The following is a 15156-nucleotide window of genomic DNA, read 5'->3' on the forward strand; positions in this document are numbered from 1 at the left end:
TAAATTTAGGTTAAATCGGTTGAAAAACTAAATCCAATTGCCATATCGGCGGATATACCAATTTTTAACCACCTGTACCAAGGCGAAATAGAGAAGCATCAGCGCCAAGAGCCAAGGGAAGAAGGTAAAGGACACAGGATGCATATCCAGTGCAGTGCCGATAAAGGTATAGGGAATCACCAGTGCCAGAATCCCAACCGCAAAGGTAGAAACGGTCAGCGCCGCCGAAGCCCGACTCTGTGTAAAGGGCAACCCGGCTGTGCGGATCTGATGCACCACAAGAGTCTGGGATAACAGCCCCATCATAAACCAGCCTGTCTGGAAAAACACCGCCTTTTCCGGGGTGTTGAAGCCAAAAACAAAATACAGCACCACAAAGGTGAGAATATCCATCAGGGAAGAAACCGGCCCCAGGCAGTACATAAACCGCTGAATGTCCCGGGCATCCCACTTCCGGGGGTGCAGGATATACTGAGGGTCCATCCGATCAAAGGGAATTGCCATCTGAGAAAAATCATACAGCAGGTTCTGGGCCAAAATCTGAATGGGAAGCATCGGCAGAAAGGGCAGTGCTACGCTGGCAATGAGCACACTGAACATGTTGCCAAAATTACCGCTGACTGCCATTTTGATGTATTTCACCAGATTGCCGAAGGTCTGCCGCCCCTCCAGAACACCCTGTTCCAGCACCATGAGGCTTTTTTCCAGCAGGATAATATCGGCGCTTTCCTTGGCGATATCCACGGCGCTATCCACCGAGATGCCGATATCCGCTTGCCGCAGAGCGGGGGCATCGTTGATGCCATCCCCCATATAGCCCACCGTATGTCCCTTTTGCTGAAGAAGGCGCACCACACGGGATTTTTGCGCCGGAGAAAGCTTGGCATAAAGATTGACCTCATCCAAAGATGCGCTCAGAGCCTCATCGGTCATGGCGGCCACATCATCGCCCATGAGATAGCGGTCCACCTGCATATTCAAATGGCGGCAAACGGTGCGGGCAACCTTTTCGTTATCGCCGGTGAGCACAATGGCACGCACACCGTGCTCCGAAAGAGCGGCCAATGCCTTCTTTGCGGATTCCTTTGGGGGGTCAAGAAAGCCTACAAAGCCAATGAGCACCATTTCACTTTCATCGGCCACACCAAAGGTTTCCACATCGCTGACATGGTTTTTCTGGGCAATGGCCAGCACCCGCAAGCCCTGCTCATTGAGACTATCCGAAAGAGCCAGCACCCTCTCACGGTGCTCTAAGGTCAGGGGCGTGACTTCCCCCTGATATTCGGTAAAGGCACAAATATCCAGCATCTCTTCCACCGCACCTTTGGTGATCAGCTGGCGCTTGCCTGTTCCATCCCGCAGAACCACCGACATACGGCGGCGGTTGAAATCAAAGGGAATTTCATCTTCCTTGGTATACTCCTGCCGCCACTGCTCCGCTCCCTGCCGGTTGGAACGCTCAATGATAGCCAGATCAATCAGGTTTTTCAACCCGGTCTGGAAATAGCTGTTGAGATAAGCATGGCGCAGAATCCGCTGGTCCTCGTTACCGTGGATATCCAGATAGCGCTCCAGCACAATGCGATCTTCGGTAAGGGTACCGGTTTTATCGGTGCACAGCACATCCATAGCACCAAACGTCTGGATGGCAGGCAGGTTCTTCACGATGGTTTTGTGCTTGGACATGGCCAAAGCGCCCTTGGCCAAGGTGCTGGTCATAATCACCGGCAAAAGCTGTGGGGTGATACCCACCGCCACCGACATGGCAAACAGCAGAGCTCCCAGCCAATCCTTTTTGGTGACACCGTTGACCACCAGAATAATCGGCACCATCAGCAGCATCAGGCGCAGCAAAACCCGGCTCACATCGGCAATGCCCTTTTCAAAGCTGGTTGCTGCCCGCTGGCCTGCAAGAGAATGGGCGATGGTGCCAAAATAGGTATTATCCCCTGTGCCAGCCACCAAGGCGGTTGCCGCCCCACTGATCACATTGGTTCCCATAAAGGCAATGTTGGGGATTTCCATAAAGCTGTGCTCCTGGTCGGGAGCCTCCGAAAACTTTTCCACCGGCTCCGATTCTCCGGTCAAAGCCGCCTGGCTGATAAACAAATCCTTAGCGGTTAAAACCCGCAGGTCGGCGGGAATCATATCCCCGGCCGAAAGAGAAACCACATCCCCCGGCACAAGCTGCGCCATGGGAATTTCCTGAAAACGGCCATCCCGCAGCACCGAAGTGTTGGAGGATACCATCTCTTTAAGCCTGCGGGCCGCACCATCGGATTTTTCCTCCTGAAAAAACTGGAGCAAACCCGAAACCAATATAAGAGCCACAATAATAAGCACAGTAGCCCAAGAGCGGCTTTCCGGGCTGACCAGCCAAACCTCTGTGACAAAAGAGACCGCAGCCACCGCCATCAGCACAAAATTGAAGGAATTGGCAAAGGCCAGCAGCAGCCGCACCGCCCATGGGCGGGGCGCCTCCTGCGCAATGGTGTTGGTGCCCTTATCCTCCAAAAGCTCCTCGGCCTGCAAGGTGCTAAAGCCTTCTGCTGTGGCTTCATACCGGGCAAATAAGGCCTTTTCCTCCAGCCGGGAGGCCTCTGTGAGTGCTTGTTCGATTTCCTGGCGCAGCCGGTCATTTAAGCGTTTGTTGTTCTTCATATTCATATACCGCCTTTCCTAAAATGGTTCAGGAAAATACAGCGGCGCTTCTATACAATTACCGGCAGGCCTTAACCTGCATCAAAAGCATGCAAAAATCCCTTTTCCCGTTTGTTCGGGTAAAAGGGCAGCAAAAAAGCGCCCCAAAGGGCGCTGTTGTTGCACGCAGACAAAAAGGCTTCACCATACCCGATAAAGCATGGCTCGCCGCTTGCCCTGCGCTGCTGCGCCCTTTATGTATCTTCCCAACTGGGTTCGTCGAACATCGCCATGTTCCACCTGGTTTTCACCTCGCAATAAGTTATTCTTTGCATTTTACTGCATTTTTATTGTACCACAAAAAGCCCGGATAAGTCAATTTTTCCAACCCATTCGAATAAACTTTTTCATTGCAATTAAAAAGAGGGGGACTGTATGCAGCCACCCTCTTTCCATTGCGCTTGATTAGCTTTCCCGGTGGAATTTGACTCCCTGGGGTGTATCCTCCAGCACAATACCCTGTGCCTTGAGCTGATCCCGAATTTGATCGGCCAAAGCAAAGTTCTTATCCTTACGGGCCTGCTGGCGCTGTTCAATCAGCTCTTCAATGTCGCTGTCCAGTGTTTCTTTCTTGCGGTTATAGAGCAGACCCAAAACCTGTGTGATGGTATCAAAGCGGCTGATCGCTTCCTCCACACATGCCTTGGAACGGGGCTGGGTGAGGAAGGCGTTGATATCCCGCACCATTTCAAAGAGGGCGGCAATGGCATCGGCGGTGTTCAGGTCGTCATCCATGGCCTGCTCAAACTGTGCGATACGCTGAGCCAAAGCCGCAGAGAAAGCCTCCTCCCCTTCGGTGGGGGCATCCGTGGCGGATTTCAGGGCAAAATCCATATTATCCCGGCAGGTGTGCAGCCGTTCCAAACCAGCTTGGCAATGCTGAATAACCTCCAAAGAATAGTTGATTGGGGAACGGTAATGCGCTTGCAGCATCATATATTTGATGGGCTCATAGCCGAATTTTTCCGCCACATCCCGGACAGTGAAGAAATTGTTGAGGGATTTGCTCATTTTCCGGTTATCCACATTGATGTAGCCGTTGTGCATCCAGTAGCGGACATACTCCTTGCCGGTGCAGCATTCGCTTTGAGCAATTTCATTTTCGTGATGGGGGAAGATCAAATCCTGCCCGCCGCAGTGGAGATCGATGGTATCGCCCAAAAACTTTTTGACCATGGCGGAGCATTCAATGTGCCAGCCGGGGCGGCCTTTGCCCCAAGGGGATTCCCAGTAGGGCTCGCCGGGCTTGGCGCTTTTCCATAGGGCAAAATCCAGCGCATCCTCTTTTTGTTCGTTGACACTGATGCGGGCGCCGGATTCAAGATCATCCAGCGGCTGGTGAGAAAGCTTGCCGTATTCATTAAATTTGCGGGAGCGGAAATAAACATCCCCATCCTGCTCGTAGGCATAACCCTTTTCAATAAGGGAGGATACCAGCTCGATAATTTCATCCATGGTCTCGGTGGCCAAGGGATGAATGGTAGCCGGGCGGATGCCCAAGCCCTCGGCATCTTTGCGGTATTCCTCCATAAAGCGCTGGGCTACCTCTTGAGAGGTGGTGCCTTCCTCGTTGGCCTTCTTGATGATCTTATCATCCACATCAGTGAAATTCTGAACAAAGGTAACGTCCATCCCCTTGTATTCAAAATAGCGGCGCAGGGTATCAAAAACGCAGATAGGCCGGGCATTGCCGATGTGAATGTAGTTGTAAACGGTGGGCCCGCAGGCATACATTTTGACCTTGCCGGGTTCGAGGGGGATGAACTCATCCTTTTGGCGGGTGAGGGTGTTAAAAATTTTCATATGCTTTCTCCCTTTGCTGTGTAATTATACTTTGTGTATATGCTTATTCTTAGGTCAAGTGACCTTATTCATGCATAAACGGCTGGTTTTAGAGGCTCAGAAGCTTTTCCAAATCCGGCACCGATACATCCATCCGTTTGGAGGTTTCCTCCATGGTCATGCCCGTGGCCAAAAAGCGCTTCACAACTGTCTTCATGTTCTCGCCAACCTCTATGATATGGCCATCCAGATCATAGAAGCGAATGGTGCGCTGGCCCCAAGTCTTTTCATGAACACCCTTGCCCATATATTCAAGGCTCGGGTACTCCTTTAATTTTGTGAGAAATCCATCAAAATCATCTTCCTCAAAGTAGAGCTCCATATTGTGGGATTTTTTCAACACCCGGTCCCCCGGAATGTTTAAAAGCCAATCGAATTCCTGTTGTAAAGAAATCCCGCAGGTAAAAGAAATGTTGATCCCATAATCCTGAAACACCTCAAGACCAAATAAATTCTCATAAAATTCTCTGGCTAGCTTCACATCGCTGACTGCAATGCAGACACCTTGATATTTCATGGCTTTCCCTCCAACCACAATATTGCCCACCTGTTTTGCGGAAAACAGTTATCCTACGGTTCTCTTGTATGTCACTTTTCCAGTAGTGCCATTGAGCATATGGGCAACGATTCCCACTTGATGAAGCCCGACATGGTTTTTCTTTGCCTACTTTTTCCAGCAAAGCTTCCGTGATCCCATCCAGCATAAGGGCAACGATTCTCACTCGGTAAAGCCCGACGTGGTTTTTCTTTGCCTACTTTCTTTTTTCTAAAAGAAAGTAGGGAGCCACTGCCTATGCACCGGCGGCAAGGCACGGCACAGAGGCGGGGCTCCCCGCGGTTCCACTCTGATTTATCACTCAGTCAGCCGGATAACGGGGGCAAACCGCAGAAGGGTAGCAGATTCCGGGGAATCCTTCTCCTTCTATGCTGGCAGGCGCACTTGGCCCAAAGCCTTTTCCTAAGCCGATTTCAGCTTGCTTCGGCTCTCTCTGTCGGATGGCTGGGGGTTACTTCTCCTGCGTCATGGCATATTTCTCTATAAAACTGTTATACTCCCAAATCTATGCAAAAAAGCGGTTTGAGGTGAAACCTCTCTACATATCGCCAAAAAGGGTACGGTTTTTCCAGATATAATGGAAAGCGCTGAAAATACTCAGAGCCACAACCGCCCACAGAAGCACAGCGGCAAGACCATTGAGGAAAAAGACCAGCCCGCTAAAGGTAACCGTTACCATATTCCCGGCAGCATTGGTTGTGGTGACCGTCAGACCTATAGAAAGAAGCTGCACACAGATCCACAGCATTTGTGCCACGGTTTTTAGCTTGCCCCAAATATCGGCGGCAATCACCACGCCCTGACTGGCGGCAATGGAGCGGATGGAGGTCACAAGAAACTCACGGGCCAAAATCAGGATAACCGCCGTAACCGGCGCATAATCGGTGGCAACAAAGCAGAGCATCGCCGACATCACCAGCACCTTATCGGCCAGCGGGTCCATCAGCTTGCCAAAATTGGTGACAAGCCCCCGGCTGCGGGCAATGCGGCCATCCAAAGCGTCGGTCAGTGAAGCGGTCGCAAACACCACCAAGGCCCAAAGCATATGATCGGTCAGATAAAGCCAGACAAAAACCGGAACAAGACAGGCTCGCAAAACAGTGAGCCGATTGGGTAAATTCATGCCCCTACTCCTTTACTGCAGGTTAATTCCCAGCTCTTCACCCACAAGATCATAATCCATACTGTCGGTGATGCGAACTTGAACAAACTCCCCAATAGCCGGCTTGCGATGGGTTGTGAAATAAACACGGGTATCAATATCCGGGGCATCCATGGGGCTGCGGCCATACCAGCTCTGCATTTCGGTGTCATAGCCCTCGTTCAGTACCTCCAGAATGCGGCCGATGCAGGTCTCATTGTGCCGGGCCGCAATGACCATCTGGCGCTCCATAATGCCTTCGGCACGGCGGCGCTTGACCTCATCCTCCAGCTGATCCTCCCGCCCGCCGGCCACTGTACCTTCCTCTTGGGAATAGGTGAAGCAGCCAAGGCGCTCAAAGCCAATTTCCTCTACAAAATCGCAGAGCTCGGTATAATCCTCTTCGGTTTCACCGGGGAAGCCGGTGATCAAAGTGGTGCGCAGGGTTACATCCGGCAAAACCTCCCGCACTCTTTTCATCAAGGCGGTCAGAGTTTCACGGTTATCCCGGCGGTTCATCTGGGAAAGGATTTTCCCGCTGCAATGCTGAATGGGAATATCCATATAGTTGACAATTTTGGGCTGGCGCTTCATGACCTGCAAAAGCTCCTCGGTGACCCGCTCGGGGTAACAATAGAGAATGCGCACCCAGCGGAACCCCGGAATCTCACAGAGCTTTTCCAGCAGCTCAGGCAAAATCAGCTTGCCGTAAATATCCTGCCCATATCGGGTGGTATCCTGTGCGACCACGTTGATTTCCTGCACACCCCACTGGGCAAGCTGCCGGGCCTCTTCCAAAACATCCTCCATGGGGCGGCTGCGGAAATGCCCACGAATCAGGGGAATGGCGCAGTAGGTGCAGCAGTTGTCGCATCCCTCCGCCACCTTGAGATAGGCAAAATAAGGTGCGTTGGTCAGCACCCGCTCACCAGAAAGGGCCAGATCGTTTTTATCGCCAAAAGCCAGCACCCGCTCACCCCCAAGGGCACGGCGGATAATCTGGGCAATCTCGCTGTTTTTGCCAATGCCTACAACCACATCCGCTTCGGGGAGCTCCTTGGCAACCTCTTCCCGGTAGCGCTCAGCCAAGCAGCCGGTAACCACCACTGCCTTGACCTTGCCGGATTCTTTCATGCGGGCAAATTCCAGAATTGCCTCGATGCTTTCTTTTTTGGCATCGTCTATAAAACCGCAGGTGTTGATGATCACCGCATCGCAGCTGGCGGCATCTGAAATAATTTCAAAGCCATCGGCTCGAAGCAGCCCCAATATTCGTTCGGCATCCACCTGATTTTTAGAGCAGCCCAACGAAACCATTCCAATGGTGGGGGCTGTATGTGTTGTCATTTTAATGACCATTCCTTCCTTTCGCCAACCTGTATGGCGGTTTCCCGCCGGGGAGGCGGCATATCCCTTTTAATCAAACGAAAACCCTCTGTATGGTGCACGCAAAAGCTGCTGCTAATCGTAATAGCTCTCATCTTCCAGCAGATTTTCGATTACTTTGCGAATGTCGCTGTAGGAATACCCCAACCGAGCCAACGCATTGGTGGCCTTTCGCAAACTCTTTTCATCCTCAAGGCTGGACATATACTTGCGGCGAATCACAGCGGCAATGGCCGGCTGTGCATCCACTTCCAGCTCTTCCAGCACCTCCCGGGCAGTTTCACGGTCAATTCCCCGGCGCATCAGTTCCTGTGCGGCACGGCTGATCGAATAGCCCTTAACCTCCACCAAATGGGAGGCACAGCGCCGGGCATAATCGGTATCATCCAAAAGCCCAAGCTCCAACATCCGTTCCACCGCTTGTGCGGCAATATCTTCGTCAGCCCGCTCACAAAGCTTATCCATAAGTCCCTGACAGGTATAGGCCCGCAGGGAAAGAAGCCCCAGTGCCCGTTCCTTGGTCAGCTTAAGCTGAGACTGGACAAACAAAGCCTCCAGCTCGGCAGGATCAATATCCTGCCCGATGCGCAGAGCGCTTTCGGCTAAAATCTCCTCATGGAGTACACAGGAAAACTCGCCATCCAAATAAACGGAATACCGCCCCCGCTTGGTTCTGTGGATATCCGTAATGCGAGCAGAAATCAACTGTCGACCTCAATATCCACCGATTTGGCAGGTGCCGCCGGGGCCTTGGGGGCCGGCTCAGGAGGAGCCAGTTCCTCCTCCTTGGGCGCCTCCTTAGGGGCAAAACGGCCCTTCTTGGGCTTGGCTGCCATAGAAAGGGATTCCTTGTTTTCCATAATCTGGCGGGCAATATCCTCGGCAAACTCCGGGTTATCCTTGAGGTAAATTTTCACATTATCACGGCCTTGGCCAAGGCGGGTATCCCCATAGCCAAACCACGAGCCGCTCTTGTTGATGATATCAAGCTGTACAGCCAAATCCAGAATTTCACCATCCCGGGAAATCCCCTGCCCATACATAATATCGAACTCCGCCTCTTTGAAGGGAGGGGCAACCTTGTTTTTAACCACCTTAACACGGGTGCGGTTGCCGATGACATCGCCGCCGCTTTTCAGCTGCTCCGACCGGCGGACATCCAGCCGCACAGAGGAATAAAACTTGAGCGCCCGCCCACCGGGAGTGGTTTCCGGGTTGCCATAGGAAACACCGATCTTCTCCCGAAGCTGGTTAATAAAAATAACAATACAGTTGGATTTGGAAATGGCACCGGTCAGCTTGCGCAGGGCCTGTGACATAAGCCGGGCCTGCAAGCCCACGTGGCTGTCGCCCATGTCCCCTTCAATTTCCGCTTTGGTAACCATGGCGGCAACGGAGTCAACCACCACCACATCCACAGCACCGGAGCGCACCAGAGCCTCGCAAATTTCCAGAGCCTGCTCACCGGTATCCGGCTGGGAGACCAGCAATGCATCAATATCCACACCCAGGGCCTTGGCATAAACCGGGTCAAGGGCATGCTCAACATCAATAAAAACCGATTCGCCGCCGGCCTTTTGTGCCTCGGCCGCCACATGGAGGGCCACCGTGGTTTTACCGGAGCTTTCAGGCCCAAAAATCTCTACAATTCTGCCCCGGGGCAGGCCGCCAATTCCCAGCGCCATATCCAGTGAAAGGGAGCCGGTGGGAATGGCCTCCACATTCAGCACCGAATTCTGGCCCAGCTTCATCACAGCGCCTTTGCCAAACTGCTTTTCAATATGTGCCAGTGCTGTCTCCAGCGCCTTTTGGCGGCTGCTCTGGTCAGCGGTTTTTTCTTTTTGCGCCATGAAATTCTTCCTCCGATTTCACTTGTGAGTTAAACACCCGTATCGCTTTTCCAACTAGAAAAGGAGACTTTCACGGGCGTTCGGACAAGCTGCTTTATTAAGTATATACCAGTTTTGTGGCAAAATCAACCGAAACTCCGCACCTGCTCAGACCCTTGCAGGCCGGATAATCCGGGTTAAATCCCGGCATTTTCTCCCACCTTGCCCGAAGCGGTTACATAGCCGCCCAGCACAGCGTCACGCAATGGGGAATCCACCTGAATGCGCCATTTATCATCCTTTTTAACCATTTGAAGCTCCACCGCCATAGTGGCCTTGGTGCCGGTGTGCTCCTTTATAAGATCCAAGAAGAGCTTGTTGAACTGAACCTGAAGCTTTTCATCGCTCAGGGGGTCATCCTCCAAGGCATTGTTGTAGGCGATTTCGCCTGCCTTGCGCATATACTGCTCCAAAACCGTTCCCATGCTGATGTTGGTGAAGCGGACTTGGGCACTAGCCCGATCCTCCACCTGCTGAACCTTGATCAGCTCTGCCTTGACCCCTGCCAGCATCGCCTTATAGATCTCGGGAGAAAAAGATAACCCCGCCTCACTGATCCCCATAAGGGTGTTGTAATCCAGATACTGGTCAATGGCCGCTTTATCGCCCCCGGCTACCGTTTCAAAGGCTTCCTTCAAAAAGCCTTCCAGATCATCCTGCGGCTCCGCCTCGGAGGTGTCGCTTTCCTCACCGGCAGCGGGTTGTTCCTGCAAGGGCTTCACTGGCTCCGATTCGCTCTGGCTGGAAGGAGGCTGAGCGCTTTCGGAGGGCACCAGCCCTTCCCGACTGGCACAGCCCGAAATCACCAGCAGGGACAATGCCAAAAAGATGGCTGTAAGCTTTTTCATTGAAGTTCATCCTTTCTTCCACTTGCATTTTATATGGAAAATGCAGAACCCCGGCGGGGAAAAATACATTGCCTGCCTGCACCTCTATACAAAAAGGCCGGCCGAATCTGTTCATGTGGTTCTTCTTTGTAACCTTTTTTAGAAAAGCCGAGTCATTTGTCTGTATTTCTTAACAAAAAGGCACATTGGTTTTTCTTTGCCTACTTTCTTTTTTCTTAAAAAGAAAGTAGGTTCTTTTTATTTTATCACAATTTGTCCAATTTTGCCAGCCCCGGTTAAAGAGAAGAAACGATGCGAACGGGTGCAGCAAGATCATAATCCCCCGGCTCTACCCGGATGGTGCGGATCACCTGCGGGGTCAGCGGACGGTTCTCTTCTTCCGGAGAAAGAGTAGGAACCTGGGCGATGGAATCCAGCACCGCAAAACCACCTTCCTCCAGCAGCTGGCCAAAAGCGGCATAGCGTCCATCCAGCTTGAAGGCATCTTGGTGCACAATGAAGAACTGGGCTGAAGCGGAATCCGGGTCATCATCCCGTGCCATGGAAAGAGCACCACGGCGGTGGCTCAGGCCGGTATCCACGCCGTTCTGGGCAAACTCTCCTTTGATGGTAAAGCCGGGGTCATCCCCGGTGCAGGCGTTGGTTGTGGAACCGCCCTGAATGACATAACCTTTAACCACCCGGTGAAAGGCAAGGCCATCGTAGTAACCGGTGTTGGCCAGATCGGCAAAGTTTGCCACCGAGATGGGTGCCTGCTCCGGGTAAAGCTCCAGCCGCATAACAAGGCCATTCTCCATAGTAATAACCGCAACGGGCAACTGTTTATTTGACATAACTTTCACTCCCTTTATTTAAAAAACAGTAAGGGGCCGGCTGTTCCGGCCCCTTACTGGGTAGTGTTGTCTCTAGTGGCTTTCTTTTAGGCAGCGATCTCTTCCGCATTCTTAAAATACATGTTGTTGAGCGGGGTGAGCAGCCAGCCATCTACGCTGTCGCTCATCATCAGAACACGGGAGCGGTAGTAAAGGGGAATCACAGCCATATCGTCGCCGATCAGAATCTGCTCGGCCTTCAGCATCAGGTCGCGGCCCTTGGCTGCATCCACAGTGCCCATAGTCTCACGGATGAGTGCATCGTAGGCTTCGTTTGCATACTGGGAGTTGTTGTTCACAGAGGTAGAAAGCATGGTCTCAAAGAAGCTGGCGGGATGCAGGTAATCGGCGCCCCAGCCCATAGCGGCAATGTCATAGTTATGAGCCTGCACGTTATCGTAGTAGACCTTCCACTCCTCGGTGGAAATCTCCATCTCAATGCCAAGGTTTTCCTTCCACATCTGCTGCATGGCTTCGGTTACCTTTTTGACAATGGGGTTGGTGTAGTAAGAAAGGCGCAGCTTGGGGAAATCCTTGCCATCGGGATAACCAGCCTCAGCCAGCAGCTTCTTGGCTTCTTCCACGTTAGCGGTGGGGGCGATGCCATAGTCAGGGCGGCCATCGGTATAATCTTTGCCATCCACCATATAGCCGGGGGAAACCAGACCGGTGGCGGGCTTATCAGCAGTCTGCAACACGTTTTCGATCAGCTGGGTACGGTCCAGAGCCAGAGCCAGCGCCTTGCGGACACGGGCATCCTTGAGGGGGCCGCTTTCCAGATTCATGATGTAGTAGGTGTGCGCGAACTGAGAAACGGAATACATCTCGTCGCTTTCGGATTTCAGGCGAGGGATATCGTCGGAGGGAACTTCATAGAAACCGTCAATTTCGCCGGATTCAAAAGCGGTCAGGGCAGTGGCCTGATCGGGGATGAGGCGCATGTTAATCTCTTGCAGCTTCACAGAATCGGCTGCGTAGTACTCATCGTTCTTAACCAGCACATAGCCCTCACCAACAGTGATGGCACTGGGCTTGAAGGGGCCGTTGCAGATAAAGGTTTCTGCATTCTTTGCCCATGCATCAGGGCTGGCTTCAACAGCAGCCTTTTTAACAGGGCTCCAGGTGTAGGTTACCAGAATATCCAGGAACCAAGGGGTGGGGGCTTTGGTGGTGATCACGATGGTTTTTTCATCCTGAGCCTTGAAGCCGACTTCTTCGATCTTAGCGGTTCCATCGAAGAATTCCTGCGCATTCAGGACATAGTCGGTGATCAGGCCGGAGAATTTACCTCCGGTTTCGGGGGTGATAACCCGGGTCCAGGAATAAATGAAATCCTCAGCGGTCAGGGCGCTGCCATCGGACCATTTCAGGCCATCCCGCAGGGTGAAGGTATACTGGGTGCCATCCTCGCTGACCTTATAATCGGCAGCAACACCGGGAACCAGGTTGTTGTTGTTGTCGTAGGTCATAAGACCCTCAAAGGTGTTCATAAGGACAGGGGAGGCAAAGGTGTTGTTGGTAATACCGGGGTCCAGAGTATCGGCCTCGTTGTGAATGGCCCAGATAATTTTTTGGTCGGGGGCGCTACCTTCGGCTGCAGTGCCGGAAGCAGCAGGATCGGTGCCGGGAGCGGCACTGGAACCGGCAGAATTGCCAGAACCGCCGCAAGCGCTCAGAACCATCATCAGAGACAGCGCGAGGGCTGTCAGAGACAGTAAACGTTTTTTCATGGAAAATTCCTCACTTTCGTTGTTAAATCTATTTTCAGCACACCACCCACAAGAAGGGTGAGCATTGCATACTGTCTGTAGAATGGGTAAGGAGGGTTGGGTGGGGGTAAAGCCGGCGGGCCCAGCCCGCCGCCCCGGCTTTTGGCCGGGGGCCCGAGCAGAGCTCGGGCGTTTTACCCCTTGGCTCCTCGGCTCAGCGGGCATCCCCGGGGAAATGGCAGGCAACAAAATGGCCGCAGCCTGTGTCGGTCAACAAAGGCTCCTGCTCAGAGCAGACCGTCTGCGCCTTAAAGCAGCGGGTGTGGAAACGGCACCCCTTGGGCGGATGCACCGGGCTGGGGATATCCCCACCGATGGCCGCCGTGGTTTTTTCGCCCGCCTTGCGGGGATCGGCAATGGGCACCGCCTCCATCAGCCCCATGGTATAGGGGTGCAGGGGCTGGCGGTAAATCTCCTCGCTTTCGCAAAGCTCCACCAGCTTGCCCAGATACATAACCCCCACCCGGTCGGAAACATACCGAACCATGGAAAGATCATGGGCGATAAAGAGATACGTGAGCCCCTGTTCCTGCTGAAATTCCTTGAGCAGATTGACAATCTGTGCCTGAATCGAAACATCCAGCGCCGAAATAGGCTCATCGCAGATCACCACCTGCGGGCGCAGAATCAAGGCCCGGGCAATGCCGATTCTCTGGCGCTGTCCGCCGGAAAACTCATGGGGATACCGCCCGGCATGCTCCTTGGAAAGGCCCACCCGACGCAGCATCTCGGTCACCTGCTCATCGGCTTCCCGGCTGCTTTTGGCAAGACCCTGGGCCAACAACGGCTCCGCCACAATATCCCGCACCACCATTCGGGTGTTGAGGGAGGCGTAAGGATCCTGAAAGATCATCTGAATGTTTTTGCGAAAGGGCCGCAGCTGACGCTGGTTCAGGCCGCCGATTTCCTGGCCATCCAAATAAATTTTACCCTCTGTGGGGTCATAAATACGTAGAATTGTGCGTGCCACGGTGGATTTACCGCAGCCGGATTCACCCACAATGCCCAGTGTTTCGCCTTTCTTGACTGAAAAGCTGACACCATCCACAGCGTGAACCACATCTCCCCGGGAGCCCTTAACGGGGAAATACATTTTCAGGTTTTCCACTTGCAGCATAACCGAATCATCCATGTTGGGCACCTCCTTTAAAGGGATTATCCACAGCTGGGGCATCAGCCGCCAAGAGATGGCACATGGAGCGGTGTGTTTCGCTGATATAGGTATAAGCCGGAATCTCTTCGGCGCAAATGCGGCGGGCATACCGGCACCGTGGGGCAAAAGGGCAGCCCTTAGGCGGGTTGAGCATATCCGGCGGCGAGCCGGGGATCGGCAAAAGCTTCTGGCTCTTATCCTGATCCAGCCGGGGAATGGATTCCAGCAGCCCCAAGGTATAGGGGTGGGAAGGTGCATGGAACAGCTCGTCAATGAGAGCTTCCTCCATGACCATTCCGCCGTACATCACTAGCACCCGGGAGCAAAGCTCGGCCACCACGCCCAAATCGTGGGTGATAAAAAGCACGCTCATACCCAGCTCCTTCTGCAAAGAGCGGAGCAGCTGTAAAATCTGATCCTGTATGGTTACATCCAAAGCGGTGGTGGGTTCATCGGCAATCACCATTTCCGGGTTGCAGGCCAAGGCCATGGCAATCATGACACGCTGGCGCATACCGCCCGAAAACTGGTGGGGATAGCTGGAATAGCGCTTTTCCGGTTCGGGAATGCGCACCAGACGAAACAGCTCCAGCACCCTTTCCCGCACCTGCTCTTTGGAAAGCTCTTTTTTATGCTCGGTGAGCATCTCCCCCACCTGCTTACCCACCGTAATCAGCGGGTTCAGGGAGGACATGGGGTCCTGAAAAATCATGGAAATGCGGTTGCCGCAAATGCTGCGCATCTGCTTGGGGGAAAGGGCCGCCAAATCCACGCCGTCAAAAACCGCCTTGCCCTGTGTAATTTTTCCGTTGGAACCTAAAAGCCGCATCAGCGACATGGCGGTTACACTTTTGCCGCTGCCGGATTCGCCGACCAACCCCAGTATCTCCCCCTTGGCCAGCTCAAAGCTGACGCCCCGGACTGCGTTGACCGTGCCCGCCCGGGTTTTAAAAGAGGTATGAAGCTGCTCGACCTGCAAAATTTTATCCATAACTGCCTT

12 protein-coding genes are annotated in these 15156 nt (G+C 53.1%); all 12 read right to left on the reverse strand.

The window, feature by feature from the left end; all coding sequences use genetic code 11:
• Nucleotides 1-27 precede the first annotated feature (27 nt).
• The 12 genes from mgtA to U6B65_09440 all read right to left on the reverse strand — a co-directional run bounded on the left by mgtA (nt 28) and on the right by U6B65_09440 (nt 15147).
• Nucleotides 28-2661, reverse strand: coding sequence for a magnesium-translocating P-type ATPase (mgtA, locus tag U6B65_09385; GenBank protein ID WRS26555.1), 2634 nt, complete (start codon nt 2659-2661; stop codon nt 28-30).
• A 444-nt stretch (nt 2662-3105) separates the two neighbouring features.
• Nucleotides 3106-4503 (reverse strand): cysteine--tRNA ligase, encoded by a 1398-nt coding sequence (gene cysS / locus U6B65_09390; GenBank protein WRS26556.1) that lies wholly within the window; start codon nt 4501-4503, stop codon nt 3106-3108.
• An 88-nt stretch (nt 4504-4591) separates the two neighbouring features.
• Nucleotides 4592-5059 carry a VOC family protein gene (locus U6B65_09395; GenBank protein ID WRS26557.1) on the reverse strand — a complete coding sequence of 156 codons (468 nt, stop codon included), beginning with the start codon at nt 5057-5059 and terminating at the stop codon, nt 4592-4594.
• Between the two features lie 577 nt (nt 5060-5636).
• Nucleotides 5637-6221 (reverse strand): CDP-diacylglycerol--glycerol-3-phosphate 3-phosphatidyltransferase, encoded by a 585-nt coding sequence (gene pgsA / locus U6B65_09400; protein ID WRS26558.1) that lies wholly within the window; start codon nt 6219-6221, stop codon nt 5637-5639.
• 12 nt (nt 6222-6233) lie between these two features.
• Nucleotides 6234-7586 (reverse strand): 30S ribosomal protein S12 methylthiotransferase RimO, encoded by a 1353-nt coding sequence (gene rimO, locus U6B65_09405; GenBank protein WRS26559.1) that lies wholly within the window; start codon nt 7584-7586, stop codon nt 6234-6236.
• A 114-nt stretch (nt 7587-7700) separates the two neighbouring features.
• Entirely contained in the window at nt 7701-8330 is a 630-nt protein-coding gene (locus tag U6B65_09410) for a regulatory protein RecX (GenBank protein ID WRS26560.1), read from the reverse strand.
• Entirely contained in the window at nt 8327-9475 is a 1149-nt protein-coding gene (recA, locus tag U6B65_09415) for a recombinase RecA (GenBank protein ID WRS26561.1), read from the reverse strand. Before recA ends, U6B65_09410 begins: the two co-directional genes overlap by 4 nt.
• Nucleotides 9476-9651: 176 nt before the next feature.
• Nucleotides 9652-10362, reverse strand: coding sequence for a hypothetical protein (locus tag U6B65_09420; GenBank protein WRS26562.1), 711 nt, complete (start codon nt 10360-10362; stop codon nt 9652-9654).
• 275 nt (nt 10363-10637) lie between these two features.
• On the reverse strand, nt 10638-11195 hold the full coding sequence (locus tag U6B65_09425) for a peptidylprolyl isomerase (protein ID WRS26563.1): 558 nt from the start codon (nt 11193-11195) through the stop codon (nt 10638-10640).
• An 86-nt stretch (nt 11196-11281) separates the two neighbouring features.
• Nucleotides 11282-12964 (reverse strand): peptide ABC transporter substrate-binding protein, encoded by a 1683-nt coding sequence (locus U6B65_09430; protein ID WRS26564.1) that lies wholly within the window; start codon nt 12962-12964, stop codon nt 11282-11284.
• Nucleotides 12965-13157: 193 nt separating this feature from the next.
• Complete coding sequence (locus tag U6B65_09435; protein WRS26565.1) at nt 13158-14135, reverse strand: oligopeptide/dipeptide ABC transporter ATP-binding protein; 978 nt, start codon at nt 14133-14135, stop codon at nt 13158-13160.
• Nucleotides 14128-15147, reverse strand: coding sequence for an ABC transporter ATP-binding protein (locus U6B65_09440; GenBank protein WRS26566.1), 1020 nt, complete (start codon nt 15145-15147; stop codon nt 14128-14130). The genes U6B65_09435 and U6B65_09440 overlap by 8 nt, the downstream gene beginning before the upstream one ends.
• Nucleotides 15148-15156 lie beyond the last annotated feature (9 nt).

Source organism: Oscillospiraceae bacterium MB08-C2-2, from assembly GCA_035621215.1.
Taxonomy (GTDB): domain Bacteria; phylum Bacillota; class Clostridia; order Oscillospirales; family Ruminococcaceae; genus WRAV01.